Genomic DNA, 25,152 nt, shown 5'->3' with positions numbered 1-25,152 from the left:
CCGGAGGAGCGTCATGCTCTCGCAGACCCTGCGCTATTCGACCTTTGCGCTGGTAATCGTCCTCACCATCCTTTCGGCGATCCTTCTCGCCTGGTCGGCCTGGTTCCTGATCCCGCTGGTGCTGTTTGCCGGCCTCACGGCGGTCGGGATCTATGACCAGATGCAGACCCAGCATGCGATCCTGCGCAATTATCCGGTGCTGGGGCATCTGCGCTATTTCTTCGAGATGATCCGCCCGGAGATCCGGCAATACCTGCTGGAAGACGACGAAGCCGAGGTCCCCTTCTCGCGCGAGGATCGCAACATCGTCTATCAGCGCGCCAAGAACGTCGAGGACAAGCGCCCCTTCGGCACCAAGCTGCAGGTCTATGGCGGGGGCTACATGTGGCTCACCCATTCGATCCGGCCGAAGAAGATCACCAACCACGATTTCCGGGTCCGGGTCGGTGGGCCCGATTGCAAACAGCCCTATGACCTGTCGATCTACAACATCTCGGCCATGTCCTTCGGCGCGCTGTCCGCCAATGCGATCCTGGCGCTGAACAAGGGCGCCAAGGCCCAGGGCTTCGCCCATGACACCGGCGAGGGCGGGATCAGCCGCTATCACCACGAGGGCGGGGGCGACCTGATCTACGAGATCGGCACCGGCTATTTCGGCTGCCGCGCCCCGGACGGCGGTTTCGACGCCGAGAAGTTCCGCGAGGTCGCCGCCGATCCCCAGGTCAAGATGATCGAGATCAAGATGAGCCAGGGCGCCAAGCCCGGCCAGGGCGGCATCCTGCCCGCCGCCAAGATCACGCCCGAGATCGCCGAGGCCCGCGGCGTGCCGATGGGGGTGGATTGCCATTCGCCCGACGCGCATTCGGCCTTCTCCACCCCGATCGAGATGATGGAATTCATCGCCCGGCTGCGGGAACTCTCCGGCGGCAAGCCGATCGGCTTCAAGCTCTGCGTCGGGCACCGGCGGGAATTCATGTGCATCGTCAAGGCGATGCTGAAGACCGGCGTGACGCCCGATTTCATCGTCGTCGACGGAAAAGAGGGCGGCACCGGCGCCGCGCCGCTGGAATTCGCCAACCATATGGGGATGCCCTTGGTCGAGGGGCTGACCTTCGTCCACAACGCGCTGAGGGGCGCGGGGCTCAGGGACCGGATCAAGATCGGCGCCTCAGGCAAGCTGATCCATGCCTTCGACATCGCCCGGGCGCTGGCCATGGGCGCCGACTGGGCCAATTCGGCGCGCGGCTTCATGTTCGCCATCGGCTGCATCCAGGCCCAGGCCTGCCACACCAACCATTGCCCCTCGGGCGTGGCGACGCAGGACAAGGCACGGCAGCGGGCGCTGGTGGTCGATGACAAATCGCAGCGGGTGGCCAATTTCCACCGCAACACCATGAAGGCGCTGGGCGACATGGCCGGCGCCGCGGGCCTGTCGCATCCCTCGGATTTCCTGCCCTGGCACCTGATGATGCGCAAGAACGAGCGCGACATGGTCACCGGGCAGGAGGTCTTCCCCTACATGCCCGAAGGCTTCCTGCTGCGCGAAGATGACGAGCGCTTCGGCTATATGGCCCGCTGGCGCAGGGCCAGCCCCGACAGTTTCGAGCCTTTCGACGAAGGGGTCTAGAAGGACTCGCCCGGCACCACGACCGCCTGCAACAAGCCCACCAGCCGCGCCCGGTCCTCGGGCGCGAGCGGCGCCAGCAGCGCCTCGTTCACCCCCCGGGCCGAGGCCCGCCAACCGGGCGCCGCCTGCCGCGCGGCCTCGGTGGCAAAGATCCGGTGACTGCGGCGCGAGGCCGGATCAGCCTCGCGCGTGACGAGCCCCGCCTCGGCCAAGGCATCGAGGTGGCGGCTGATCTTCCAGGCCGGCATGGCGAAGATCGCCCCCAGTTCCGCCTGGGTCATGCCTTCGGTTTCCAACACCGCCATCATCAGCGCGAATTGCCCCAGCGCCAGCCCATGCGGGGCAAGCGCCTGTTCCATCGACGCCTCGAACCGCTGCGAGAGGCGCTGGACCAGCCAGCCGGCGCTGGCGTGACGGGTGGCTTTCGAGGCGGGCAGATCGTCCATGCCCCCGGCTAGCATCAGTTCGTCGCCTGAGCAATATTTGCAATTGCTACTGTTGCAGAAGTTTGCGACACTGCGCCATCCCAACCCGGAGCCCGCCATGTCCCCCCGTCCCGCCCGTTACCACCCCGCCCTCGTCACGCTGCACTGGCTGATTGCCCTTCTGGTGATGCTGGCGCTGATCGCCGGCAGCCTCGTCATCTCGGACATGCCGAATACCGAGCCCGGCAAGATCGACGCCCTGCGCATCCACGCGATCATGGGGGTGAGTATCGGCGCGCTAATGCTGATCCGGCTGCTGGTGCGCTGGCGCACCGCCCATCCCGCCCCGGCGAGGACCGGCATCGCCCTGGCCGACCGGCTGGCACCGCTGGCGCATGGGGCCCTTTATGTGCTGGTGCTGCTGATGGCGGCCTCGGGCATCGCGCTGTCGGTGCAATCGGGGCTGGGCGAGGCGCTGTTCGGCTCCGGCACCCTGCCAGCCGATTTCCATGCCTTCACCCCGCGGCTGGTGCATGGGCTCATCGCCGATCTGCTGATCGCGCTGATCGTGCTGCATGTCGCAGCGGCGCTCTATCACGCGCTGATCCGGCGCGACGGGCTGCTCAAGCGCATGGGCTTCGGCGCAAGATGAGTGGGGGGCGAGGGGGCTGCCGCCCCCTCGCGCTCCCCTGCCCGGGAGGGGGCTTGCCCCCTCCCGGACCCTCCCCTGTCCCGGAAGATTGCGTATTTGGCGCAGAATGAAAGGGCTTTGCGGCGGGCACCGGCAGGCGTATATCGCCGCGCATGAGCCAGAACCCTCCCAGCCTCCGCCCAGACCTTGCGCCGCGTGCGCTGATCCAGGACGCCCCCCGAGCGGGCCAGCCGACCATCGGCATGGTCAGCCTCGGCTGCCCCAAGGCGCTGGTCGACAGCGAACGGATCCTGACCCGCCTGCGCGCCGAGGGCTACGCCATCAGCCCCGATTACGCGGGCGCCGATGCGGTCATCGTCAACACCTGCGGCTTCCTCGACAGCGCCAAGGCCGAGAGCCTGGAAGCCATCGGCGAGGCGCTGCGCGAGAACGGGCGGGTCATCGTCACCGGCTGTCTGGGGGCCGAGCCCGAGTATATCACCGGCGCCCATCCCAAGGTCATGGCGGTGACCGGCCCGCACCAGTATGAGCAGGTGCTGGACGCGGTGCATGGCGCGGTGCCGCCCTCGCCCGATCCCTTCATCGACCTGCTGCCCGCGGCCGGGGTCAAGCTGACGCCGCGGCATTTCAGCTATCTGAAGATTTCCGAGGGCTGCAACCACCATTGCAAGTTCTGCATCATCCCCGACATGCGCGGCCGACTGGTCAGCCGCCCGGCCCATGCGGTGATCCGCGAGGCCGAGAAGCTGGTCGAGGCGGGGGTGCGCGAGCTCTTGGTCATTTCGCAGGACACCTCGGCCTATGGCGTCGATCTGAAACATGCCGAGGCCAAGGGGCATCGCGCGCATATCACCGATCTTGCCCGCGATCTGGGTTCGCTCGGCGCCTGGGTGCGGCTGCACTACGTCTATCCCTATCCGCATGTGCGCGACCTGATCCCGCTGATGGCGGAAGGTCTCGTGCTGCCCTATCTCGACATCCCCTTCCAGCACGCCCATCCGGACACGCTGAAGCGCATGGCCCGCCCGGCGGCGGCGGCGAAGACGCTGGACGAGATCGCCCGCTGGCGTTCGGACTGCCCGGAGATCGTGCTGCGTTCGACCTTCATCGTCGGCTATCCGGGCGAGACGGAAGAGGAATTCCAGACCCTGCTCGACTGGATGGACGAGGCGCAACTCGATCGCGTCGGCTGCTTCCAGTACGAGGATGTGGCGGGCGCCCGCTCGAACGCGCTGCCGGACCATGTGGCGCCCGAGGTGAAGCAGGAACGCTGGGAGCGCTTCATGGAGAAGGCGCAGGCGATCTCCGAGGCGAAGCTGGCGGCCAAGGTCGGCTCGGTGCAGGAGGTGATCGTCGACAGCGTCGATGACGAAGGCGCCACCTGCCGCACCAAGGCCGACGCGCCCGAGATCGACGGCAACCTGTTCATCGACGAGGATTTCGAGGGGCTGCAACCCGGCGATATCGTAAAAGTGGAAGTTGAAGAGGCTTCCGACTACGATCTCTGGGGCAGATTGTTGGAAAAGTGACAGCGGTCAGAGACCGCGAAATGTCAGCCATTCAGCGATGATCGCCGCCACCCCGGCCGGTTTCTGGTGACAGATCCAGTGATCGGCACCGGGGAGGCGGCGGATGGTCAGGTCGGGGCACCAGGCGTCGAGTCCCTCCAGACAGACCGGCAGCAGCGCCCTGTCGTCCTCCCCCCAGATCACCAGATGCGGGACCGGCACGCGCCCGGCCTCGACCGGCAGCTCCGGCAGGTCCAGCGGCTCGCCCGGGCGCGCCACCCGCAGGGGCGAGCCGCGATACCAGTTGAGCATCCCGGTCAGCACGCCAGGGCGGGACCATTCCGTCAGATAGGCGTCGAGAACCGGCCCGGTCAGCCAGGACATGTCCATCTTCGCCGCGAAGAGCCGCCGGAGCCCGGCGAAATCACCGGCCGAGAGCCGCGCCTCGGCGCCCGGGTCGCGGAGGTAGTCGATATAGGCCGAGGCCTCGGCCTGCGCCCCGCCCCGGGCCAGTTCGCGCTGGAAGGGGCCGGGATGGACGCCGTTCACCACGACCAGCGCCGAGACGAGCTCAGGCCGCCGGATGACCAGCGCATAGGCCACCGCCGCGCCCCAGTCATGGGCGACGACCGGGACCGGAGCGCCCAGTTCCTCGATCTGCGCGGCGATATCGGCGACGAGGGGCTTGATCCGGTACGCCTCGACCCCCTCGGGCACCGGGCTTCGGCCATAGCCGCGCTGGTCGGGGGCGAGGCAATGCCAGCCGGGCAGATGCGCCGCCACCCCGGCCCAGGCGCCGCCGTATTCGGGAAAGCCGTGCAGCATCAGAAGCGGCGGGGCCGAGGGATCGCCCCAGCGGTGCAGATGAAGGTCGGTCATGGGCCGAGCCTCGGGCGTGGAACGGCGCCTGTCAACGGGGGCCGAGGAACCATTCGGCGCGCGCGCGGACCCCGGCATTGCGGTCCCGGGCCAGGTGCCGGGCCAGCGCCCCGGCGGCCTGCGGGTCGCGCGCGGCATAGGCTTTCAGCATCTCGGCCGCGACCTTGCGCACCGGACTGCTGCGGTCGGCGGCGCCGAGGGCCATGACCTGGGCCACATCCGGCGCGATGCTGAGCGGACGGCGCCCCGCCACCGGGTGATCGCCCCGCCAGCGGGGCCCGCGCGGCGCGGTGTAGCTGACCTGCCCCCCGACCAGCCACCAGAGCGCAGAGGCGCGGAGCGAGGGATGCGCCGCCTCGCGCAGCAGCATCGGCAGGGCGGCGTCAAAGGCGGGATCGCGCATCAGCCGCAGGAAAAGCTGGCGCACGGCCCGGCCCTGCACGGTCCGAAGCACCTCGATCAGCGCCTCGGGCACCCGATCCAGAAGCGCCGGCCAGAGCCGCCGCCCGGTGGGCGAGATCCGCCAGGCACGCTCCAGGCACTCGCCCCGTGCCAGCGCCACCTCGGCCGCGACCCTCGGCGGGATCGCGGGCAGATGCCGGGCGAGTTGGGTCTCGGCGAGGCGGCGGACCTCGGGCACCCAATCGTCCAGCCGGGCGAGCAGCGCGGCGAGGTCGAGGGGATGCGCCGGCAGGGGCAGCCGCAGCAGCGCCGCATCGCGGTGAAAGCCGTTCGGGGAATGGATCAGCAGCCAGGCGAGATCGGGCGCCCGGGTCAGCGCCGCGCCCATCGGCCCGGCCTGATAGAGCGTTCCCGCCACGGCCCGAAGCCGCCGGGCCGTGACCGGATACGCGGCCAGCGGCGCGGCGCGGGCGTCGGTCAGCAATGCCTCCAACGCCCCGGTATCGAGCGTTCCGGCGGCGAGCGTGGCAGCCAGGTGCGGGCCTTGGGCGGTGGGATCGGGCGGCATCATGGCGGCATCCTATCCCATCTCCCGGATCAGCGCCGCACGCTCGTTTGCGAGGGACGCACGCAGAGAATGCGCGAGATGATCGCCACCGTCGCGCCGGGCTGCGACAGGACCGGGGCGTGGTAGCAGATCGGCGCCACGGCGGCGGCCGGCAGCGGCGAGAGGATCGGAAGCAGCAGCAGGGCGGGGAGGAGGGGAAGGCGCGGCATGGCGGGCTCCGTGCGGGGGTTGCGATCAGGGGGCGATGGGATGACAGTAGCGCGCCCCGCCCGCCCCCGCGGTTCCCCGGGGCACAGCCCGTTTCAGGACCCGAGCCATGATCCGCCCCGCCATGCCCGACGACCTCGACCGCCTGCTTTCCATGGTGCATGCGCTCGCGGCCCATCACGGCGACCCGGCCGCCTGCACCCGCGAGGCGCTGGAACGCGACCTCTTCGGGCCCGGGGCCTTTCTGAGCGTGCTGATCGCCGAGGGCGGCTATACCGCGCTCTATCCGGTGGCCCAATTGCATTGGGGGGTGCGGGGGATGGAGATGCATCACCTCTACGTCGATCCCGCCCAGCGCGGCAGCGGGCTGGGCAAGGCGCTGGTCGAGGCGGCGATCGCGCAGACCCGGGCCCAGGGCGGGCGGTTCCTCGCGCTCGGCACCCATCCCGGCAACGACAAGGCGCGCGCCTTCTATGCCGCGCTGGGGTTCGAACCTTTCCACCCCGGCGCCCGGATGCGGCTGAAGTTCTGACTTGCGCCCGGCGGCCGGAACGCCAAGATCCCCCCACCTGAAGGAGAACCCCATGCCCAAAGCCTATTGGGTCGCGCATGTCGACGTGGCCGACCCCGAGATCTATGCCAAATACCGCGAGGCCAATGCGATCCCCTTCGCGAAATACGGCGCGCGCTTCATCGTCCGGGGCGGCCCGCAGGTACAGCGCGAGGGCCAGAGCCGGGCGCGGACCGTGGTGATCGAATTCCCCGACCTCGAAGCCGCGACCGCCTGTTTCGACAGCCCCGAATATCAGGCGGCGAAAGCGATCCGCGATCCGATCTCGACCGCCGATCTGGTGATCGTCGAGGGTTACGAGGGCTAGTCAAGCGCCCCGCCCCGCCCTATACCCGCGGCGTTCCCGCGACGGATAAGACAGATGCGCAGCGCCACGATTACCCGCAAGACCTCGGAAACCGAAATCAGCGTGACGCTGGATGTCGACGGCTCGGGCCGCTACGACAACCAGACGGGCGTCGGTTTCTTCGATCACATGCTGGACCAGCTGGCCCGGCACGCGCTTTTCGACCTGACGGTCCGGGCGGATGGCGATCTGCATATCGACGACCACCACACGGTCGAGGATACCGGCATCGCCATCGGTCAGGCGCTGGCCAAGGCCTTGGGCGACAAGCGCGGCATCCGGCGCTATGGCGAATGCGCGCTGCCGATGGACGACGCGCAGGTGCGCTGTGCGCTGGACCTGTCGGGGCGGCCGTTCCTCGTGTGGAACGTGGCGCTGCCGACGCAGAAGATCGGCACCTTCGATACCGAGCTGGTGCGCGAATTCTTCCAGGCGCTGAGCACCCATGGCGGGATCACCCTGCACCTCGACCAGGTGCATGGGGTGAACAGCCACCACATCGCCGAGGCTGCCTTCAAGGCCGTAGCCCGCGCCCTGCGCGACGCCTGCGAGGTCGACCCGCGCAAGGCCGATGCGGTGCCCTCGACCAAGGGCATGCTGTAAAGGCGCGCCACGGTCACTCCCACCCGCCGCCCCGTTCCCGTGGCGCGCAGCGCCCTGCCCCGGCGGTGGCGCGGGTTCCGGGGGTTGCAGGCGTATTTGTGGCAGATTGAAAAGCGGGCGCCGGGTTCTGGACGCGGTGCGGCGCCTGCGCTAGGGGAAAGCCGCACAAGGGATCTCCGCCATGCTCACCGTTCTCGTCGATTATGAATCCGGCAACCTGCACTCGGCGCAGAAGGCTTTCGAGCGGATGGCGGCCGAAACCGGCGGCGGCACGGTCCGCGTGACCAACCGCCCCGAGGAGGTTCTGGCCGCCGACCGCATCGTCCTGCCGGGCGACGGCGCCTTTCCCGCCTGCAAACGCGAGCTTCTGGCCGCGACCGGCATGGTCGAGGCGCTGGAAGAAGCGGTGATCCGGCAGGGCAAGCCCTTTCTCGGCATCTGCGTCGGCATGCAGCTCTTGGCCACCGCGGGCCACGAATACCAGACCACCCCGGGCCTGGGCTGGATCGGCGGCGACGTGGTGCGGATCACGCCCTCGGACCCGGCGATGAAGGTACCGCATATGGGCTGGAACGACATGATCCTCGACCGCCCGCATCCGGTGCTGGAGGGGCTGAAGACCGGCGATCACGCCTATTTCGTCCATTCCTACCGCTTCCAGGTCGCCGATCCGGCGCAACTGCTGGCGCATGTCGATTACGGCGGGCCGGTGACGGCCATCGTCGGGCGCGACAATATCCTCGGCACCCAGTTCCACCCGGAAAAGAGCCAGTCGGCGGGCCTTCGCCTGATCGCCAATTTCCTGCGCTGGAAGCCCTGAACCGGGGTCAAACCCGGTTCCCGTGCCGCCCGTCCTTTGCTAGACGTGGTAAAAAAGCAGGCGGCAGATATGGCACAGGCACAACCACACGAGCGCATCCAGTATATCGTCGAGGGCGGGCACCGCCTCTCGGGCGAGATCGAGCCTTCGGGCAACAAGAACGCGGCGCTGCCCATCGTGGCGGCGGCGCTGCTGACGGACGAACGGGTCGAGCTGACCAACGTCCCCCGCATCCGCGATATCGAGGTGCTGGTCGAGTTGATCCAGTCGGTCGGCGCCGAGGCCCGCTGGCTGGGCCGCAACCATCTGGAGATCCGCGCGGCGAGCCTGCGTCCCGCCGACCTCGACCCCGAGCTTTGCGCCCGGGTCCGCGCCTCGATCCTGCTGGCCGGGCCGATGCTGGCCCGCTGCGGCGAGGTCACCCTGCCGCCGCCCGGGGGCGACGTCATCGGTCGCCGCCGGGTCGACACCCATTTCCTGGCGCTGCAGGAGCTGGGCGCCGAGATCAAGACCAACGGGCATTATGCCTTCCGGGCCGAGAAACTGGTCGGCAAGGACGTGTTCCTGGACGAGCCGTCGGTCACCGCGACCGAGAACGCGCTCTGCGCCGCGGTTTACGCCGAGGGCACGACGATCCTGCGGAACTGCGCCTCGGAGCCGCATGTGCAGGACCTCGCGCGCTTCCTGATCGCCATGGGGGCCGAGATCGAGGGCATCGGCACCAACACGATGACCATCCACGGCGGCCGCAAGCTGCGCGGCTGCTCGCACCGGATCGGTCCCGATCATATCGAGGTCGGCTCGCTGATCGGCCTTGCTGCCGTCACCAAATCCGAGATCACCATCAAGAACGCGGGCACCGAGCATCTGCGTTCGACCCTGATGGGGTTCGAACGGCTCGGCATCCGCTGCCAGATCAAGGGCGATGACCTCTTCATCCCCGCCGATCAGGAGATGAAGGTGCAGGCCGATTTCGGCGGGCATATCCCGACGATTTCCGACCAGCCCTGGCCCGCCTTCCCGGCCGATACGATGTCCATCGCCATCGTCACCGCCTCGCAATGCGAAGGTGTGGTGATGCTGTTCGAGAAGATGTTCGAGAGCCGGATGTTCTTTGTCGACAAGCTGATCGCCATGGGCGCGCGGATCGTGCTCTGCGACCCGCACCGGGCCATCGTCGCCGGCCCCTCGCAGATGCGCGGCTCGCGGCTGGAGAGCCCGGATATCCGCGCCGGCATGGCGATGCTGATCGCCGCGATGTGCGCCGAGGGGACCTCGACCATCAACAACGCCCAGCAGATCGAGCGCGGTTACGAGCGCATCGACGAGCGGTTGAACGCGATGGGGGCGAAGATCACCCGGGTTCCGCCCCGGGCCTGAGCCCCTTGCGATGACCCGAAGGCCCGCCTCACCGGCGGGCCTTTTGCGGTGCGGCTCAGGCGGCGGGGTCGCTCGCGTCCCGCACCCAGCCCGCGATCAGCGCCGCCACCGCGTCGCTGTTCTTTTCCAGCATCATCGCATGGCCGTTGCCGCGAAGCCCGTGCTCTTCCAGCCGGACATGATCGCAGCCGACGCCTGCCTGCCGCAGGAAATCCACCGTGCCGTGGTTGTCATGCGCCATCCACGAGGCCTCGGCGGTGAAGATCGTCACCGGCACCTGTGCGAGGCGCGGCAATTGGCGGGCGGGTTCGGTCTGCACCAGACATTCCAGATCGCCGGGCCGGGCCGGGGCGCGGAGCTCGCTGGCGATGTCCTCGGGGCTGGCGGCGGGCGGATCGAAGCTCAGCGGCGCGGCGGTCAGGCCCCAGCTCAGCGTGCCGGTCGGGCGCGAGGCGAAGGGCGGGCCGACCGGCTCGACCGCCAGCAGCGCCCGCACCAGATCGGGGCGCGCATCCGCCGCCAGCCAGCCGGTCGGCGCCCCGGCGCTGTGGGTCAGCACGACCGAGGGCCCGATCCGTTCCAGGAGTTCCACCAGACCCCGCTGGCAATCGAGGTGATGGCGGCCAAGGTCGGTCATCATCGGACCGGAGCCCGCCAGAAAGGCGTCGAAGCCCGGATCGCCCGGCCGCCCGCCGTCCGGCCATTGGTCATGGCGCGCGGCGCTCGGGTATTGCTCGGGCCAGCCCTTGGGCCGGGTGAAGGCGCGTTCGATGAAAGCGGGCGGCGGCAGCGGGCCCATGGCGCCCATCGCGTCCGGGTGATGCGGCGAGCGGCCGTGGCCGGGGCGGTCCACTACATAGACCGGATGGCCCGCGCGGACGAAATGCTGCACCCAGCCCGGGCGGCCATCGGCGGTGCCCAGCATGTCGAGCCCCTGCCCGCCCCCGCCATGCACCAAGACCAGGGGCGTGCGGTAGCCCAGCGCGGCGGGGATCCAGTATTCCACATACATCTGCCCGCGGATTGCCGGGCCGCCCGCGGTCTCGACCCACTCGATCCCGGTCCAGAAGAAGCCCTGCGCGGCAAGCGTCAGGGGCGCGGGGCTGGCGGCGTGGAGGTCCTCGGGACGGAAGGAACGGGTCATCGGCAACCTGCGGGGCAAGGAAGGGGGAGGCCCGCCACCCCCAGGGAGAGGCGGCGGGCGGACACGTCAGGCCCGGACGGGCTTTGACGCGGGCTCGGTGATCAGCGTGCCATCGGCGCGCCGCGGGTTGGTGATCGGCGTCAGCTCGCGTTCCAGCTTGGCGCGCAGGGGCTCGACGCGTTTGGACAAGGCCAGCCGCTCGCCCAGTTCTTCCTTGGTCTGATCGACCAGGAAGCCCGGACCCGCGCTGGTCAGTTCGATGATCGCCGGGGTGTTGGTATAGCAGGAATCGAAGACGTGGTGGTCGTAGACCGGCGTGGTCCTGAGCGGCCCCTCGTTCGAGAAATCACGCCAGCCTTGCAGGTTCTCCTCGGCATCGAGCGCCAGGTGATGCCAGACGCCGACCGCGATTTCCTGAAACGGCAGCGGGTTCGGGGCGGGGTTGGAATACCAGCGCGACGAGCGCGTGGTGCCCTGCAATTCAAACCGGCCGAGGCCGTCGTTGCGGGTGAAGCCCAAATGCTCGGCATAGGGCGCGATCTCGTCCAGCGAGGCGTTGGTGCGGATCCCCTCGATCCCGGTGATGCGGAAATCGGCGGGGATATCCGAGGCCGGGAAGGCCTGCGGCGCGTCCGTCGCATCGGTGGCGATCAGCTCGACATTATGGCCCTCGGGGTCCTGGAACACCAGTCGACGGGGCTGGGTCGGGTCGAGGCGGATCAGCTCGCTATAGACCTGCTCCTGCGTCAGGCGGTCCATCCAGTAATCGAGCGCGGCGTGGCTTTTGACCCGCAGGATGGCCGCGTGATGGTTGCCCTTGCCCGGCAGGCCACGCGGAAATTCCTTGAATTCCAGAAAGGTGACGACGCTGCCGACATCGCCGTCGGTATCGCCGAAATAGGTGTGGTAGCGGAAGGTCGTCTCGAAGTTCAGCGTCTTCTTGACGAGGCGCAACCCCATGATCCGGCTCCAGAAATCCACATTCGCCGTGACATCGGCGGTGATGCCGGTGATGTGGTGATTGCCGTTCAGAGGCCGGTTCGGCCGCGTCGGCCGGGCGTCAGTCTTGGGCATCAGGGTTCCTCCCGCTGTGCTGTCTGGATCGACTTGGGCGCCGCGGCCGAGGGTGGCCGCGGCCGAAGGTCAGGCCTTGGGTTGGGCGTCCAGCACCCTCCGGGCGATGCGGAAGCATTCGACCCCACAGGGCACGCCGCCGTAAATCGCCACGACATGGATCGCGGCGCGCACCTGCTCGCGGCTGACACCGTTGTTGAGCGCGCCCTTGAGGTGGGTTTCCCATTCCGACCAGCGGCCCAGCACCCCCAGCAGCGCCAGGTTCATCAGGCTGCGGGTCTTGGGGTCGATGGCCTCGTCCCCCCAGCCGAAGCCCCAGCACCAGGCCGTCATCGCCTCCTGGAAGGGGCGCGAGAAATCGTCGGCCGCGTCGAGATTGCGCTGGACGTAATCGGCCCCCAGCGTGGCCTTGCGGGCGGCGAGACCGTCGGCGAAGTGATCGGATGACATGGCCTGTGTTCCTTCCTGGCTGTCTGTCTGTAGGCTCGCGGCCCCGCCCCGGGCGGGATCAGCGAATGATGAACGGGTTGGCGACGGAGGTTTCGGTGGCGATCCAGACGGATTTCACCTGCAGATATTCCTTGATCGACTCCATCCCGCTCTCGCGGCCGATGCCGCTGCGCTTGTAGCCGCCGAAGGGCGAGGTGTAGCTGACCGCGCGGTAGGTATTGACCCAGACGGTCCCGGCCTTCAGCCGCTCGGACAGCCTGAGCGCGCGGCCCATGTCGCGGGTCCAGACCCCGGCGGCCAGGCCGAAGGGGATGTCGTTGGCGATGGCGATTGCCTCCGCCTCGTCCTCGAAGGGGATGACGGCCAGCACCGGGCCGAAGACCTCTTCCTGGGCGATGCGCATCCCATTGTGGACGCCGGTGAAGATCGTCGGCTGCACGAATTGCCCGCCCGGCGCCCCCTCGACCGGGCCGCCGCCCAGCACGCAGCACGCGCCTTCGTTGCGGGCGATGGCGATGTAATCCAGCACCTTCTGGTATTGCGGCGGGGTGGTGACGGGGCCGACATGGGTATCCGCCGCCATCGGATCGCCGATCTTGGCGGCGCCCGCCACCTCGACCAGCCGCTCGACGAAGCGGTCATGGATCGAGCGTTGCAGCAAGAGGCGCGAGCCGGCGATGCAGGTCTGCCCGGTGGCGGCGAAGATGCCCGAGATGGCCCCCATCACCGCCGCGTCCAGATCGGCATCCTCGAAGACGATGTTCGGCGACTTGCCCCCCAGTTCCAGCGAGACCGGCTTGATCTGCCGCGCCGCCGCCTCATAGACCCGGGCGCCGCCGATGTCGGAGCCGGTGAAGGCGATCTTGGCGACTTCCGGGTGGTCGACCAGAGGTGCGCCGGCCTCGGCCCCGAAGCCGGTGACGGTGTTGACGACGCCCGCCGGGAACCCGGCTTTCGCAAACAGCGGCATGAACTCCAGCGTCGAGGCCGAGGTGAATTCCGAGGGCTTGATCACCGCCGCATTCCCCGCCGCCAAGGCCGCGCCCAGCTTCCACGCCAGCAGCAGCAGCGGCGAGTTCCAGGGGGTGATCATCCCCACCACGCCCAGGGGCTCGTAGCGGGTGAAGTTGAAGACACCGGCCTTGTCCGAGGGGATCACTTGCCCCTCGATCTTGTCGGCAAGCCCGCCGAAATAGCGATACCATTCCGCGATATAGCCGGTCTGGGCCCGCATCTCGGCATAGAGCTTGCCGTTGTCGCGCACCTCGATCTCGGCCAGATGGTCGGCGTGGTCTTCGATCAGCTCGGCCAGCCGGACCAGCGCCTTGCCGCGCGCCGTGGCGGTCAGCGCTGCCCATTCCGTCTGCCCCGCGACCGCCGCGGCGACCGCGCGGGCCACGTCGGCGGCATCGCCCCGGGCGATCTCGGCCCAGGGTTTGCCGGTATAGGGGTTCGCGGTCTCGAACCAGCGGCCGGCGATGGAGTCGACGTAGTCACCGGCGATGAAATGTCCGTAGCGCTGCATCGGCTCACTCCCTCGGGTCGGCGTCGAGCCGGGCGGCGATGCCCTCGAGCCCGGGCGCGGCGGCGGGATAGCGGGCAAGGACCAGCGGATCATGGCCCGGGATCACGCCCCGGCGGTCGCTGGCCAGCGCGTAGAGCCGGTCATAGCCTTCGAGCGTATCGGCCAGGCTGTGCAGGATCGGGAAGGCGCGCCCGGTCTCCATGTTGGAATAGAAATGGCTCGCGTCCGAGGCCAGCACCATCCAGCCGCGCCGCGTCATCACCCGCACGACCTGCAAGCCCTTGGAATGCCCGCCGATCTTGTGCAGCGTGAGGCCCGGGGCCAGTTCGCTCTCGCCGTCATGGAAGGTGACGCGGCCGTCGAAGACCTTGCCCACCATGTCGGTCACATCTTCCTTCTCGAAGGGATGACGCAGCGCGCCGTGGCACATGCAGCGCCCGGTGCAATATTCCATCTCGGCGTCTTGCAGATGGTAGCGCGCGCGCGGGAACAGCGTGTGATTGCCGCAATGGTCGAAATGCATGTGCGAGAGGATCACGTCCTCGACCGTGTCCGGGTTGATGCCCAGGGCGCTGAGCCCCTCGCCCGGGCAGCGCAGATGCGCGCGGCCGCGCTTCTCGCCCATCGCCTTGTCATAGCCGGTATCCAGCACGAAGGTCCGCCCGTTGCCCCGGATCGCCCAGACGAAATAATCGAGCGGCATCGGCCCGTCGTGCGGATCGCCGCCCAGATGGTTCCCGGCCGCCGTCGCCGCGGCGTTATGGCCGTATTTGACGGCGAAGACCTCGTAGGGTTCGATGGACATCGCCCGCCCTCAGCCCTGCGGCGCCTGGGTGGCGGCATACTCGGCGTCGCTGACCAATTCCAGCCAGTCGGCGACCTGGCCGTCCTCGCTTTCCTGCATCGAGATATGGGTCATGGCGACGGTCGAGGTCGCGCCGTGCCAATGCTTGACTCCGGGCGGGATCCAGATGCTGTCGCCGGGGTTGATGACCTCGGCCGCCGCGCCCCAGCGCTGGATCAGCCCCTGCCCGGCGGTCACGAACAGCGCCTGCCCCATCGGATGCGTGTGCCAGGCGGTGCGCGCGCCGGGCTCGAAGGTCACGACATTCGACGACAGAAGCCCGGGCTTCGGCATCTTGACGATCTGGTCCTGCCAGACGGCGCCGCTGAAGCGGCTGGCTGGCGCCCGGAACGAGGCCCGGGTCCCGCTGCGCGAGATCTCGATCATGGTATCCCTCCCTGTCGCCCCGGCGGACCGGGGCCCTCCCGGGCGGAAGGCGCGCGCCGCCCGCCCGGGCGATGCTCAACCCCGCGCCTGAACCCCGGCGCGCTCTTCCGTCAGGGTGACGATGCGGGTGAAATCCGACCCCGCGCCCAGCTTTTCCAGCGCCTCGTCCCAGGCGGCCAGCACCGAGCGGCAGCCCGGCAGGTCCAGCCCCAGCTCCTCGGCCGTGCGCACGAAAAGCGCCACGTCCTTCTGCATCAGCCCGGTGTGGAAGCCATAGTCGAAGGCGCCGTTGAGGATGGATTGCGGGAATTTCTGCATGGTCGCGGTGTTGCGCCCGCTGCCCGCGTTGATCACATCGACCACGGTACGGGCGTCGATCCCGGCCTTCACGCCCATCACCACCGCCTCGGACGAAAGCGTCATCGCCGCCGCCGACAGGCAGTTGTTCACCAGCTTCATGGTCTGCGCGAGACCGGGCTCGGCGCCGATGTAGAAGGGCTTGCCGAGCGCCTTCAGCATGTCCTGAAGATCGTCGAAATCCTCGCGCGGGCCCGAGAACATCACCGCCAGCGTCCCGGCCACGGCACCGCCGACCCCGCCGCTGACCGGGCTGTCCAGCCAGCGCACGCCCCGCGCACCCAGCGCGGCCGAGAGTTCGCGCGACTTCTGCGGCCCGGTGGTGGACAGGTCGATCACCCGGCGCAGCGCCTTGCCCTGCAACTGGCGGCCGACCGCCTCGACAATCGGCGGCGTCGGCAGGGACAGGAACACCGTATCGACCGCATCGCTCAGAGCCTCGGCGCTGGCGACCGACCGCGCGCCGGCTTCGACCAGCGATGCCACCGCCGCCGCATTGGCGTCGTGGATCACCAGATCGAAACCGGCCGCCATCAGCCGCTCCGCCATCGGACGGCCCATGTTCCCAACCCCGATGAAGCCGATCGTTCTGCCCATTCCCGTTCCTCCAGAATCTCTATGATCATACTATAATACAATATTCTCTGCTGCAACGCCTGACCGCCAAGTTCTTTTCAAAGCGGTGTTTTTTTGCTGATCGGCAGCGGGGATTGCGGCCCCGGCACGGAAAGGGGGCGACCGACGTGGTCGATCGCCCCCTGCCCCCTGGTCCCCGGTTCGGGCGGCGGCGATCAGTTCGCCGCGGCCTCGATCTCGGCCAGGATAGCGGTGTATTCGGCGACGAAGGCGTCATAGACCGCCTGCCCGTTGTCCGTCTCGGCCAGCCAGGTCTCGGTGATCGGCGCCAGACGCTCCAGCCAGAGCGCGCGCTCTTCATCGGGCAGCGAGTATTGGTGCAGCGTGCCGGCTTCGATCAGCTGGTCGTTGAACTGCGCGCGCAGCACATCCTGTTCGCGGCCCAGATGGCGCGACAGGCGCTCGCCGCTCCAGGCGTCGATCGAGGCGCGGGCCTCGGGTTCGAGATTGGCATAGCTGTCGCGGTTCATGATGAAGGCGATGACCGACAGGCCGAACGAGACGTTGTCGACCTCGTATTCCAGCATCTCGTTGAAGCGGAAGACGACCAGCGAATTGCCGTTGCCCACCGCGCCATCCACGACGCCGCGGCTGATCGCCTGATAGGCCTCGCTGAACGAAATCGACACCGGCGAGGCGCCCAGCGCTTCCAGCGCGGCCGAGGTCTCGCGCCCGGTCGAGCGCACGCGCATCCCGGCCAGATCGTCCAGCGATTGCACGGGCGTGCGCGAATAGAGCGACAGCGCCATCGGCGTATAGAGGCCGAGCACATGCACCTCCTCGAAGGTGTCGTCCAGCATGCCCTGTTCGTAAAGCCGCCAGAGCGCGGCCGAGGCGGCCTCGGCATTCGACGCCAGACCCGGCAGCGAGGCGACGGCGGTGCGCTGGAACGGCAGGCCGGTGGCATAGGTGATCATGTTGCCGATATCGGCCACGCCGGCCGTCACCCGGTCCCACATGTTGTCAGCCGCGGCGAAGGGCGGCGGATAGGGGGCCACGTCCAGCGTGCCGTTCGAACCCTCGTTCAGGGCGTCGATCCAGGGCTGATAGCAGCAGCGCATGATGATGCTGTCGGGCGCCTGCGCGGTGGCGAAGCGCAGGTGCTGCTGCGCGGGCGCCGCCATCGGCAGCAGCGACAGGGCCAGCGCCGCGGTCAGGCTGCGGGCGAACCGGCGGCTCGCGGTCTTGGTCGTGGTCGTCATGGTCTCTCCTCCCAGAGTGAATTGGCCGACCGGCGCGCGCCGGATCGGATCTTGGCCCCGCCCGCCCTAAAGGCTGGACTGCATCGAGCGGGCAAACGGGACCTGCGCCCGAACGGCGTCGGGATCGGTCGCGAGGCGGCGGACGGCCTGCACCTGCGTGTCCAGCAGGCGTCCGGCATGTGCGTGAAAGATCATCTGCTTGTTCTGGACCGCGCGGGGCGAGGCGATCTCCAGAAAGATCCGGCGCCTTTCGTCGGAATAGCGGTCGAGAAGGTCGGGCGAGGCCCCCTCGTTGACGATGGCGTTGAGGATATCGAGCAGGAAGTAGAGGTCCAGCAGCCCCGAGGTCAGGCCGAGCCCCCCGGTGGGGTTGGTGATATGCGCCGCGTCCCCGGCCAGGATCACCCGCCCCACCCGCATGGTGTCGGCACAGCGCTGGTGCATCCGGTAGGGTGAATATTGCACCAGCTCATACTCTTCGACCCCCGGCGCATAGGCGCGGTAGAAGGCGTCGATCCGTTCGGTCACGGTGTCGAGGGGCTGCGACGCATCCTCCATGAAAGTGACGCGCCAGAGGTCGGACTTGTCGAGCTTGGCAATGATCGCGCCATGCACATCGTCCATCACCATATTGGCCCGCGCATAGCCGAAGGATTCGAACGGCAGCCGGACATTGGTGGCGATGAAGCGTTCGGGATGGGTGATCCCGAAGAAATTGAGCTTGAGGGACTTCTCGCGCACCGTGCTGCCGCCGCCATCGGCGCCGATCAGCCAGTCGAACCGCTCGACCGTCTCGCCCCCGGGACCGGACAGGCGCGCGGTGACGCCGCTGGCGTCCTGCGTCAGATCGGTGAGACGGGTCGCGAAACGGACCTCGGCACTGGCGAAGCGCTCAAGGTGACGGCAGGCGATGCGGGCCAGATCGTTCTGGCCGAGATGCAGGTTGAAGGGATAGGGCGCGACCTCGGCCAGGGGCGCCAGCGACCAATGGATGCGTTCATTGGTGCGGAACACGAAATGGCAGTAATCCTGCTTGGCGAAGCCGGTTTCCAGCGCCTCGTCCAGGATGCCCAGCTGCTTCAGGCCCTCCAGCACGTACCAGTGATAGACCGCGGCGCGGGGGGAGTTAACGATATCCGGCTCGGCCTCGACCAGCGTGACCCTGAGGCCGCGTTGCGCAAGGCCCAGCGCGGTCAGGAACCCGACGGGCCCGCCTCCGACGACCAGGACATGCTGCATCTCGACCCTCCGATTAGTGATACAATAATACGATATGCTAGATACCGGGATGCCGTGCTGTCAATCGCGCATCGCGCCCGGGAGACACAATAAAACGGCCTGATTTCAGCGCCTTGCGCAGGGCGAACACCGCCCTGCTCCGGCCTTGGCGAATCGCCCGGGTCAGAGGAACCCGGGCAGCCAGAGGATCAGCATCGGGAAGCCGATCAGCAGCGCCAGCTTGATCAGGTCGGCCACCAGGAAGGGCATGACCCCGGCATAGAGCTGGCTGAGCGGCAGTTTCGGTGCCACCGATTTCAGCATGAACAGGTTCAGGCCGAAGGGCGGCGTCATCACGCCGATCTCGACCACCACGACCATGATCACCGCCCACCAGATCGGGTCGTAACCATAGGCGCCGACGATCCCGGCGGTCAGGCTGGCGGTGATCATCATGATCGCCATGCTGTCGAGGATGAAGCCCAGCAGGATGTAGCCCGCGCAGAGCATGACCACGATCACCCAGCCCGGCGCGTTCAGCCCGGCGACGGCATCGGTCATCGCCGTGGAAAGCCCGGTCGCCGAGAAGAGGAAGGTGGTGATCAGCGCGCCGATGATCAGGAAGTAGATCATCGAGGTGGAGCGCGTGGTCTCGGCCATGACCTTCCAGAACCCGCCGCCTTTGAGCCCGCCACGGAGCACGAGGATGGCGAAGGCGATGACGGCGCCCAGCCCCGCGGCCTCGGTCGCGGTGCAGATGCCGAAGAAGATGCCGCCGAAGACCAGCAGGAACATCACCACCACCGGCAGCGACCGCAGGCCGCTGGTCACGATCTCGCGCCCGTTCCAGGGCTCGCCCTGCGGCGCGGCCGAGGGGACGAAGGTGACCGTCAGACCGATGGCGATCATGTAGAAGATCACCGTCATCAGGGCCGGGATCAGCATGGCGATGTAGATCGCGCCGATGGATTGTTCGACCAGCAGCGCATAGACCACGGCGACGGTCGAGGGCGGCAGCAATTGGCCCAGCGTCCCGCCCGAGGTGATGGCGCCTGCCGCCAGTTTCGGCGAATAGCCGCGGCGCTCCATCTCGGGATAAGCGACCGAGCCGATGGTGGCGACGGTGGCGACGGACGAGCCGGTCAGCGCCCCGAAGCCCGCCGAGCCGCCGATGGTGGCCAGCGCCAGCCCGCCCCGGAACGGCGCGAAGATCGCCTGCGCGAAGGCGTAGATGTCGCGCGACATGCCGCTTTGCACGGCGAAACCGCCCATCATCAGGAAGAAGGGCACCACCGCCAGGTCGAGGCTGATGAGCAGGCCCTTGGTCTCGGCCCCGGCGATGTTGACCGCCTGCATCGGGCCGAAGATGCCCAGGATCCCCAGCGTGGCGCAGGCGGTGAGCGCCGCGGCCAGCGGCACATAGAGCAGCATCAGCACCCAGAGGAGGCCGACCAGCGCCGCGGCTGCCGTCAGCATGTTCATCAGGAAGAAGGTCTGCAGCGACAGGAACAGCCAGACCGCCCCGGCCGACAGGCCCAGCCCCAACGCGAAGACGACGATCACGCCGACATACCAGCGGCGGGTCAGATCGGCCGAAGCCCGCAGCGCCACCATCAGCTGCGCCGGAATGCAGAGGACGAAGAAGGCGGTGATGACCGAATACCAGGGCCAGAGCCGCCATTGCATGATCGTCGTGACCTTGCCCTGATTGAAGGCGGAGAGCGTCTGCCGCCAGACCGCATAGGCGATCAGCGCCACGGTCACGGTGAACAGCACCGCCCCGAAGGCGCGAAGCCAGGCGATGGTCCTTGCCTTCAGCATCAGGCCCAGCAGGTCGATCTCCAGCGTCGCCCGGGCCGAGAGGCCCGCCGCCAGCACCGCGGCGATGGCGGTCGGAAACACGGTGTGGAAGATCTCGTTCGAGCCGGGGATCGGCGCGTTGAAGATCCAGCGCAGGATCACGACATCGAAGGTCGTGACCAGCGCCACCCCCAGCATGGTCAGGGCACCGGCGGTGGCGACGACCCGCGCCACCCGGCCGACGCCTTCATCCATCGCCGCCAGCGCATCGCGGACCCGGGACGGCGGCACCGGCTCCGGAGCCGGTGCCTGCAGCGCCGGGTCGGCGGCGATCTCTCCCGTATCGGTCTCGGTCCGGGTCATCGGGGGCCTCGCTGAAAGGAAGGGGGAACTAAGAGCCCGGGCGGGCTCAGAGCGTGGATTGCAGCTGCCGCGTGAAGGTCGCCTGCGCCATCACCGCGTCGCGATCCGTCGCCAGCCGCCGGACCTGGGTCAGTTCGCGGTCGAACCACGCGCCCTCGTAGGCGTGGAACACCCGCTGCTTGTTGCGGCTGGCCTGGGGCGAGGCGATCTCGAGGAAGATGCGCCGCCGCTCGTCGGAATAGCGGTCGAGCAGGTCATGCGAGGCGCCTTCGTTGACGATGGCGTTCATGATCTCGGTCAGGAAATACGAATCGAACAGGCCCGAGGTCAGCCCCAGCCCGCCCGTGGGGTTGGTGATATGCGCGGCATCGCCCACCAGCACCACGCGCCCCACCCGCATCGTATCGGCGCAGCGCTGGTGCATCCGGTAGGGCGAGAATTGCACGAGGTCATAGGCGTCGCGCTCGATCCCCGGCACATAGGCCTGATAGAAATGGTGAATCCGGTCGCGGATCGTGTCGAGCGGCAGGCCCGCGTCCTCCATGAAGGTGACGCGCCACAGGTCGTCGCGGTCGATCTTGGCGATGATCGCGCCATAGATATCGTCCATGATCATGTTGGCCCGGGCATAGCCGTAGGCCTCGAACGGCAGCTTGACGTTGGTGGCGACGAATCGCTCGGGCCAGGTGATGCCGAAGAAATTCATCTTCAGGATCTTCTCGCGCACCGTGCTGCCGCCGCCATCCGCGCCGATCACCCAGTCGAACCGCTCTTCGGTGGTGCCTTCGGGCCCTTGCAGGGAGGCCGTCACGCCGTGGTCGTCCTGCGCCAGATCGGTGATCTTCGTGCCGAAGCGAATCGACGCCAGCGGGTTAGTTTGCAGCCGACGGCAGGCGATCTCGGCCAGATCGTTCTGGCCCAGATGCAGGTTGTAGGGATGCTTGGTGACTGATTCGAGCGCGTCGAGCGACCAATGGATCCGCTCGTCGGTGCGGTGGACGACGAAGCTGTAATCCTGCTTGGTAAAACCGCGATCCATGGCCTCTTGCAGGATGCCCAGATCCTCGAGCCCCTGCAGGACCGACCAGTGATAGACCATCGCGCGGGGCGAATTGACGATCTGCGGCTCGGCCTCGACCAACGTCACCTTGATCCCGTAGCGGCCGGCCAGTCCGAGGGCGGTGATGAATCCCGCCGGGCCGCCACCGGCGACCAGCACATGTTGAGTTCCCACGGGCTCCTCCCCAGGCGTGAGTATGATTGTATGATGATACTACTAACCGCTTCGGCGCGATGTCAACCGACCTGATGCGCCCGCCCCGCCTGTCCGGGGTCCGCCCTGAGGCCGGGGGCGAAATCGGCGGCAGTATCGAAACAGCAAGGGCGGGAAGTCAAATGCGCAGTGTCGGGGTTAACATAGCCCGACGCTATACAGTTCATCGCCGGGAACGCCACGGGCCGTGATCAGCCCGCCCACGCCTGCCCGCTCCACCGCCTCGGCTATCCCACCGGCGGCAACATAGCAAACCGCTATATTGCACGGCGTTCATTTCATCACCCGGGGCGCATTCTTCGGCCATCGTTAGGGCGGGAGCTGGGAGGTCCCCCGATCATGCGTCACGCCGCGCCGAGTCCGTCCGAGGCCGAGGAATGCCTGTCGCCGCTTGGCGCCTTCCGGGCCCGCATTGCCCGGGGCCCGGCCGCGGCCGATCCGTCGCAGGCCCGGCTAGTGGCGGCGATGATGGCGGTGGCGGATCACCTGCAGGCGCTGATGGACGAGCTGCGCCCCGATGCCGACGACCTGCGGGCGCTGGTCGGCTTCCTCACCGACGTGGGCTATCACACCGACCCGCGGCGCCAGGAATGGGTGTTGCTGGCCGATGCGCTGGGGCTTTCGGCCGCGGTCGAGGATCTGAACACCCCCCGCCCGCCGGGTGCCACGCCGAACACGCCCGCCGGTCCCTTCTACCGCGCCGACGCGCCCGAGGTGCCGCTGGGCGGCAGCCTCTCGCTCGACGGGCGGGGCGAGGCGATGGCGGTCACCGGCCGGGTCACCGGGCTGGACCACGCCCCCGTCGCGGGCGCGCTGGTCGAGGTCTGGCACGCCAATGCCCAGGGCCTTTACGAGAATCAGGAACCCGACCTGCAACCCGAGTTCAACCTGCGCGGCCGCCTGACCGCCGACGAGCGCGGCGCGTTCGCCTTCACCACGATCCGGCCCGCGGGCTACGCCCTGCCCGGCGACGGGCCGGTGGCGGCGCTGCTGACCCGGCTGGGCCTGTCGCTCGACCGGCCCGCCCATCTGCATTTCCGCGTCTCGGCCCCCGGGTTCCAGACGCTCACCACCCAGATTTTCGACCGGGCGGATCCCGCCATCGGTCGGGATGCCGTCTTCGGGGTCAAACCCGAACTTCTGGCCGAGTTCCGCATGCTGGCGTCCCCCGATGGACCCCGCCGCCATGCGCTCGACCTCAACCTCGTGCTCTGTCCTGAGGGACAGCGCGCATCCGGCCCAGTGGGAGGAGCCCGACTATGAGCCAAATCAGCGGTTATCATCACCTGACCATGTCGACCGACGGTGCCCAGGAAGACTTTGACTTCTACACCAAGGATCTCGGTCTGCATTCGGTCAAGCGCACCGTGCTGTTCGACGGCGTGATCCCCGTCTACCACCTGTACTACGGCTCGCCCAACGGCGATGCCTCGACCATCATCACCACCTTCCCGTTCCGCAAGCCCGGGGTTTACGGCCGGCGCGGCACCAACCAGGCCCGCACCATCATGCAGGCCATCCCGATGGGCGCGGCCGATTTCTGGGTCGACCGCCTGAATGGCCGCGGCATCGAGGCCAAGAAGATCACCCGTTTCGGCGCCGACCGCGTGGCCTTTGCCCATCCCTGCGGCATCCCGCACGAGCTGGTGGAAAGCGACAGCGACCCGCGCGAGCCGATCACCAACGCCACCCAGGGCATCGGCAAGGCGCATGGCATCAAGGGAATCTATGGCGGTCTGGTCGCCTGTTTCGACCGCACCGCGATGGATGACTTCCTGACCATCGCCCTGCCCCTGACCAAGGAGGCCGACAACCACGAGGGCACCGTCTACCGCGTGCCGGACGCCAATGGCGTGATCCAGCGGGTCGAGGTGATCGACGACCGCAGCTCGCCCCAGGGGACCTGGACGCTTTCGGGCGGGACGATCCACCACATCGCGCTGAACACCGGCGACGAGGAAAGCCAGCTGAAACTGCGCGCCCATATCGAGGGGTTGGGCTTCACCGACATCTCGGAACAGAAGGACCGGATGTACTTCAAGTCCTGCTACGTCCGCAGCCCGGGCGGTGCGCTGTTCGAACTCGCCTGGACCACGCCCGAAGGCTGGGCCAAGGACGAGGCCCCCGGCGAGATCGGCAAGACCCTGGTGTTCCCGCCGTGGTTCAAGAACCGCGAGGACGAGCTGCGCTCGGGTCTGGAAGAGGCCGCGTTCGTCTGATGGCCCAGACCGGCCCCCTGCGGCGCGGCGCGCTGGGCCCCGGGGCGAAGGCGCTTTGCGTCTTCGTCCACGGCCGCAGCCAGTCGCCCGAAGAGATGGAAAGCCATGTCCTGGCGCGGCTCGACGCGCCGGGGGTGGCCTTCCACCTGCCCCGCGCCGAGCGCGGCGCCTGGTATGACGCGAAGGCGGTGGACCCGCTGGTACCGGATTGCCGGGCGCAGCTGGCCGCCTCGCTCGCCCAGCTGGGTGCCGAGATTGCCGCCTTCCGCGCCGAATATCCCGGCCTGCCGCTGTTGCTGGCCGGGTTCTCGCAGGGGGCATGCCTGTCGCTGGAATACGCTTTCTCGGGCGCCCCGGCGCCCGAGGCGCTGGCGGCCCTCACCGGCTGCCGGGTCGGCACGCCGGGTTGCGCCCGCGACGACGCCCTGCCCCCGGGCCTGCCGGTCTATCTGACCGGCGGCGACGCCGATCCGTGGATCCCGGTCCATGCCTTCGCCGAAGCGGCGCAGGCGCTGGGAATGCGGGGCACGCAGCTCAGGGCCGATCTGTTCCCCGGCCGCGGGCACGAGGTCGCCGGGGCGGAAATCGCCATGCTCGGGTCCCTGCTGGCCGATCTGGTCGCAGGCCGTGCGCCCGCCCTGGCGGCCCCGCGCTGAGAACGACGCCGGGATG

At 68.3% G+C, this 25,152-nt stretch carries 26 protein-coding genes; 11 read left to right on the top strand and 15 right to left on the bottom strand.

The features are described 5' to 3' along the window. The first annotated feature begins 13 nt into the window (after nucleotides 1-13). Entirely contained in the window at nucleotides 14-1,627 is a 1,614-nt protein-coding gene (locus VDQ18_RS03725; protein ID WP_323019673.1) for an FMN-binding glutamate synthase family protein, read from the top strand. On the opposite strand, the gene VDQ18_RS03720 is transcribed toward VDQ18_RS03725, so the two are convergent. Then, nucleotides 1,624-2,073, bottom strand: a complete 450-nt coding sequence (locus VDQ18_RS03720) for a MarR family winged helix-turn-helix transcriptional regulator (protein ID WP_323019672.1) — start codon at nucleotides 2,071-2,073, stop codon at nucleotides 1,624-1,626. The two genes, VDQ18_RS03725 and VDQ18_RS03720, sit on opposite strands and share 4 nt — an antisense overlap. Before the next feature lie 97 nt (nucleotides 2,074-2,170). Here VDQ18_RS03720 and VDQ18_RS03715 point away from each other — a divergent pair, with 97 nt between their 5' ends. Beyond that, the gene (locus tag VDQ18_RS03715) at nucleotides 2,171-2,704 is read left to right on the top strand and encodes a cytochrome b (protein ID WP_323019671.1); all 534 of its coding nucleotides are present in this window, start codon (nucleotides 2,171-2,173) and stop codon (nucleotides 2,702-2,704) included. A 152-nt stretch (nucleotides 2,705-2,856) separates the two neighbouring features. Then, nucleotides 2,857-4,233: a 30S ribosomal protein S12 methylthiotransferase RimO gene (gene rimO / locus VDQ18_RS03710; protein ID WP_323019670.1), complete on the top strand. Its 1,377-nt coding sequence runs from the start codon at nucleotides 2,857-2,859 to the stop codon at nucleotides 4,231-4,233. A 6-nt stretch (nucleotides 4,234-4,239) separates the two neighbouring features. Here rimO and VDQ18_RS03705 read toward each other — a convergent pair whose 3' ends face one another. Genes VDQ18_RS03705 through VDQ18_RS03695 form a run of 3 tightly spaced genes read right to left on the bottom strand, consistent with a single transcriptional unit; the run spans nucleotide 4,240 to nucleotide 6,270 of the window. Further along, complete coding sequence (locus tag VDQ18_RS03705; protein WP_323019669.1) at nucleotides 4,240-5,091, bottom strand: alpha/beta fold hydrolase; 852 nt, start codon at nucleotides 5,089-5,091, stop codon at nucleotides 4,240-4,242. Nucleotides 5,092-5,122: 31 nt separating this feature from the next. Further along, the gene (locus VDQ18_RS03700; protein ID WP_323019668.1) at nucleotides 5,123-6,064 is read right to left on the bottom strand and encodes a hypothetical protein; all 942 of its coding nucleotides are present in this window, start codon (nucleotides 6,062-6,064) and stop codon (nucleotides 5,123-5,125) included. Nucleotides 6,065-6,090: 26 nt separating this feature from the next. Further along, the gene (locus VDQ18_RS03695) at nucleotides 6,091-6,270 is read right to left on the bottom strand and encodes a hypothetical protein (protein ID WP_323019667.1); all 180 of its coding nucleotides are present in this window, start codon (nucleotides 6,268-6,270) and stop codon (nucleotides 6,091-6,093) included. 107 nt (nucleotides 6,271-6,377) lie between these two features. Here VDQ18_RS03695 and VDQ18_RS03690 point away from each other — a divergent pair, with 107 nt between their 5' ends. The 5 genes from VDQ18_RS03690 (at nucleotide 6,378) to murA (ending at nucleotide 9,988) form a co-directional block, all read left to right on the top strand. Next, on the top strand, nucleotides 6,378-6,800 hold the full coding sequence (locus tag VDQ18_RS03690; RefSeq protein ID WP_323019666.1) for a GNAT family N-acetyltransferase: 423 nt from the start codon (nucleotides 6,378-6,380) through the stop codon (nucleotides 6,798-6,800). A gap of 52 nt (nucleotides 6,801-6,852) precedes the next feature. Beyond that, nucleotides 6,853-7,146 carry a DUF1330 domain-containing protein gene (locus VDQ18_RS03685; RefSeq protein WP_323019665.1) on the top strand — a complete coding sequence of 98 codons (294 nt, stop codon included), beginning with the start codon at nucleotides 6,853-6,855 and terminating at the stop codon, nucleotides 7,144-7,146. Between the two features lie 54 nt (nucleotides 7,147-7,200). Further along, nucleotides 7,201-7,788 (top strand): imidazoleglycerol-phosphate dehydratase HisB, encoded by a 588-nt coding sequence (gene hisB, locus VDQ18_RS03680; protein ID WP_323019664.1) that lies wholly within the window; start codon nucleotides 7,201-7,203, stop codon nucleotides 7,786-7,788. A 181-nt stretch (nucleotides 7,789-7,969) separates the two neighbouring features. Next, nucleotides 7,970-8,608: an imidazole glycerol phosphate synthase subunit HisH gene (hisH, locus tag VDQ18_RS03675; RefSeq protein ID WP_323019663.1), complete on the top strand. Its 639-nt coding sequence runs from the start codon at nucleotides 7,970-7,972 to the stop codon at nucleotides 8,606-8,608. Between the two features lie 69 nt (nucleotides 8,609-8,677). Beyond that, nucleotides 8,678-9,988 carry a UDP-N-acetylglucosamine 1-carboxyvinyltransferase gene (gene murA, locus VDQ18_RS03670; RefSeq protein ID WP_323019662.1) on the top strand — a complete coding sequence of 437 codons (1,311 nt, stop codon included), beginning with the start codon at nucleotides 8,678-8,680 and terminating at the stop codon, nucleotides 9,986-9,988. Nucleotides 9,989-10,043: 55 nt separating this feature from the next. On the opposite strand, the gene VDQ18_RS03665 is transcribed toward murA, so the two are convergent. The 11 genes from VDQ18_RS03665 to VDQ18_RS03615 form a co-directional block, all read right to left on the bottom strand. Then, nucleotides 10,044-11,132, bottom strand: a complete 1,089-nt coding sequence (locus VDQ18_RS03665; protein ID WP_323019661.1) for an alpha/beta hydrolase — start codon at nucleotides 11,130-11,132, stop codon at nucleotides 10,044-10,046. A gap of 66 nt (nucleotides 11,133-11,198) precedes the next feature. Continuing rightward, entirely contained in the window at nucleotides 11,199-12,206 is a 1,008-nt protein-coding gene (locus tag VDQ18_RS03660) for a VOC family protein (RefSeq protein WP_323019660.1), read from the bottom strand. Between the two features lie 69 nt (nucleotides 12,207-12,275). Further along, nucleotides 12,276-12,656: a carboxymuconolactone decarboxylase family protein gene (locus tag VDQ18_RS03655; RefSeq protein ID WP_323019659.1), complete on the bottom strand. Its 381-nt coding sequence runs from the start codon at nucleotides 12,654-12,656 to the stop codon at nucleotides 12,276-12,278. A gap of 58 nt (nucleotides 12,657-12,714) precedes the next feature. Next, entirely contained in the window at nucleotides 12,715-14,181 is a 1,467-nt protein-coding gene (locus VDQ18_RS03650) for an aldehyde dehydrogenase (protein ID WP_323019658.1), read from the bottom strand. Nucleotides 14,182-14,185: 4 nt separating this feature from the next. Beyond that, entirely contained in the window at nucleotides 14,186-14,986 is an 801-nt protein-coding gene (locus tag VDQ18_RS03645) for an N-acyl homoserine lactonase family protein (RefSeq protein WP_323019657.1), read from the bottom strand. A gap of 9 nt (nucleotides 14,987-14,995) precedes the next feature. Then, complete coding sequence (locus VDQ18_RS03640) at nucleotides 14,996-15,412, bottom strand: cupin domain-containing protein (protein ID WP_323019656.1); 417 nt, start codon at nucleotides 15,410-15,412, stop codon at nucleotides 14,996-14,998. A 75-nt stretch (nucleotides 15,413-15,487) separates the two neighbouring features. Then, complete coding sequence (locus tag VDQ18_RS03635) at nucleotides 15,488-16,366, bottom strand: NAD(P)-dependent oxidoreductase (RefSeq protein ID WP_323019655.1); 879 nt, start codon at nucleotides 16,364-16,366, stop codon at nucleotides 15,488-15,490. 194 nt (nucleotides 16,367-16,560) lie between these two features. Then, nucleotides 16,561-17,607, bottom strand: a complete 1,047-nt coding sequence (gene dctP / locus VDQ18_RS03630; RefSeq protein ID WP_323019654.1) for a TRAP transporter substrate-binding protein DctP — start codon at nucleotides 17,605-17,607, stop codon at nucleotides 16,561-16,563. 66 nt (nucleotides 17,608-17,673) lie between these two features. Further along, complete coding sequence (locus VDQ18_RS03625; protein WP_323019653.1) at nucleotides 17,674-18,846, bottom strand: FAD-dependent oxidoreductase; 1,173 nt, start codon at nucleotides 18,844-18,846, stop codon at nucleotides 17,674-17,676. 162 nt (nucleotides 18,847-19,008) lie between these two features. After that, on the bottom strand, nucleotides 19,009-20,988 hold the full coding sequence (locus VDQ18_RS03620) for a TRAP transporter large permease subunit (RefSeq protein WP_323019652.1): 1,980 nt from the start codon (nucleotides 20,986-20,988) through the stop codon (nucleotides 19,009-19,011). Between the two features lie 46 nt (nucleotides 20,989-21,034). Continuing rightward, complete coding sequence (locus VDQ18_RS03615) at nucleotides 21,035-22,222, bottom strand: FAD-dependent oxidoreductase (RefSeq protein WP_323019651.1); 1,188 nt, start codon at nucleotides 22,220-22,222, stop codon at nucleotides 21,035-21,037. Nucleotides 22,223-22,600: 378 nt separating this feature from the next. Between VDQ18_RS03615 and VDQ18_RS03610 the strand changes: the two genes are divergently transcribed. Genes VDQ18_RS03610 through VDQ18_RS03600 form a run of 3 tightly spaced genes read left to right on the top strand, consistent with a single transcriptional unit; the run spans nucleotide 22,601 to nucleotide 25,136 of the window. Then, on the top strand, nucleotides 22,601-23,524 hold the full coding sequence (locus VDQ18_RS03610; RefSeq protein ID WP_323019650.1) for a dioxygenase: 924 nt from the start codon (nucleotides 22,601-22,603) through the stop codon (nucleotides 23,522-23,524). Further along, a complete protein-coding gene (locus VDQ18_RS03605; protein ID WP_323019649.1) occupies nucleotides 23,521-24,480 on the top strand; it encodes a glyoxalase in 960 nt (319 codons plus the stop codon). Before VDQ18_RS03610 ends, VDQ18_RS03605 begins: the two co-directional genes overlap by 4 nt. Continuing rightward, nucleotides 24,480-25,136, top strand: a complete 657-nt coding sequence (locus tag VDQ18_RS03600) for a hypothetical protein (protein ID WP_323019648.1) — start codon at nucleotides 24,480-24,482, stop codon at nucleotides 25,134-25,136. Before VDQ18_RS03605 ends, VDQ18_RS03600 begins: the two co-directional genes overlap by 1 nt. Nucleotides 25,137-25,152: the final 16 nt, after the last annotated feature.

The organism is Pararhodobacter sp. (genome assembly GCF_034676075.1).
Classification (GTDB): Bacteria; Pseudomonadota; Alphaproteobacteria; order Rhodobacterales; family Rhodobacteraceae; genus Pararhodobacter.
The sequence above is the reverse complement of the archived record's forward strand: the minus strand, read 5'-3'. Positions and strand labels throughout refer to the sequence as shown.

Coding starts and splice junctions, on each gene's coding strand:
- VDQ18_RS03695 (WP_323019667.1), bottom strand. CDS start 6,270: ATGCCGCGCCTTCCCCTCCTCCCCGCCCTGCTGCTGCTTCCGATCCTC.
- VDQ18_RS03650 (WP_323019658.1), bottom strand. CDS start 14,181: ATGCAGCGCTACGGACATTTCATCGCCGGTGACTACGTCGACTCCATC.
- rimO (WP_323019670.1), top strand. CDS start 2,857: ATGAGCCAGAACCCTCCCAGCCTCCGCCCAGACCTTGCGCCGCGTGCG.
- VDQ18_RS03720 (WP_323019672.1), bottom strand. CDS start 2,073: ATGGACGATCTGCCCGCCTCGAAAGCCACCCGTCACGCCAGCGCCGGC.
- VDQ18_RS03660 (WP_323019660.1), bottom strand. CDS start 12,206: ATGCCCAAGACTGACGCCCGGCCGACGCGGCCGAACCGGCCTCTGAAC.
- VDQ18_RS03600 (WP_323019648.1), top strand. CDS start 24,480: ATGGCCCAGACCGGCCCCCTGCGGCGCGGCGCGCTGGGCCCCGGGGCG.
- VDQ18_RS03605 (WP_323019649.1), top strand. CDS start 23,521: ATGAGCCAAATCAGCGGTTATCATCACCTGACCATGTCGACCGACGGT.
- VDQ18_RS03625 (WP_323019653.1), bottom strand. CDS start 18,846: ATGCAGCATGTCCTGGTCGTCGGAGGCGGGCCCGTCGGGTTCCTGACC.
- VDQ18_RS03715 (WP_323019671.1), top strand. CDS start 2,171: ATGTCCCCCCGTCCCGCCCGTTACCACCCCGCCCTCGTCACGCTGCAC.
- VDQ18_RS03620 (WP_323019652.1), bottom strand. CDS start 20,988: ATGACCCGGACCGAGACCGATACGGGAGAGATCGCCGCCGACCCGGCG.
- VDQ18_RS03610 (WP_323019650.1), top strand. CDS start 22,601: ATGCGTCACGCCGCGCCGAGTCCGTCCGAGGCCGAGGAATGCCTGTCG.
- VDQ18_RS03640 (WP_323019656.1), bottom strand. CDS start 15,412: ATGATCGAGATCTCGCGCAGCGGGACCCGGGCCTCGTTCCGGGCGCCA.
- VDQ18_RS03645 (WP_323019657.1), bottom strand. CDS start 14,986: ATGTCCATCGAACCCTACGAGGTCTTCGCCGTCAAATACGGCCATAAC.
- VDQ18_RS03690 (WP_323019666.1), top strand. CDS start 6,378: ATGATCCGCCCCGCCATGCCCGACGACCTCGACCGCCTGCTTTCCATG.
- hisH (WP_323019663.1), top strand. CDS start 7,970: ATGCTCACCGTTCTCGTCGATTATGAATCCGGCAACCTGCACTCGGCG.
- VDQ18_RS03705 (WP_323019669.1), bottom strand. CDS start 5,091: ATGACCGACCTTCATCTGCACCGCTGGGGCGATCCCTCGGCCCCGCCG.
- VDQ18_RS03725 (WP_323019673.1), top strand. CDS start 14: ATGCTCTCGCAGACCCTGCGCTATTCGACCTTTGCGCTGGTAATCGTC.
- hisB (WP_323019664.1), top strand. CDS start 7,201: ATGCGCAGCGCCACGATTACCCGCAAGACCTCGGAAACCGAAATCAGC.
- VDQ18_RS03700 (WP_323019668.1), bottom strand. CDS start 6,064: ATGATGCCGCCCGATCCCACCGCCCAAGGCCCGCACCTGGCTGCCACG.
- VDQ18_RS03665 (WP_323019661.1), bottom strand. CDS start 11,132: ATGACCCGTTCCTTCCGTCCCGAGGACCTCCACGCCGCCAGCCCCGCG.
- dctP (WP_323019654.1), bottom strand. CDS start 17,607: ATGACGACCACGACCAAGACCGCGAGCCGCCGGTTCGCCCGCAGCCTG.
- VDQ18_RS03655 (WP_323019659.1), bottom strand. CDS start 12,656: ATGTCATCCGATCACTTCGCCGACGGTCTCGCCGCCCGCAAGGCCACG.
- VDQ18_RS03635 (WP_323019655.1), bottom strand. CDS start 16,366: ATGGGCAGAACGATCGGCTTCATCGGGGTTGGGAACATGGGCCGTCCG.
- murA (WP_323019662.1), top strand. CDS start 8,678: ATGGCACAGGCACAACCACACGAGCGCATCCAGTATATCGTCGAGGGC.
- VDQ18_RS03685 (WP_323019665.1), top strand. CDS start 6,853: ATGCCCAAAGCCTATTGGGTCGCGCATGTCGACGTGGCCGACCCCGAG.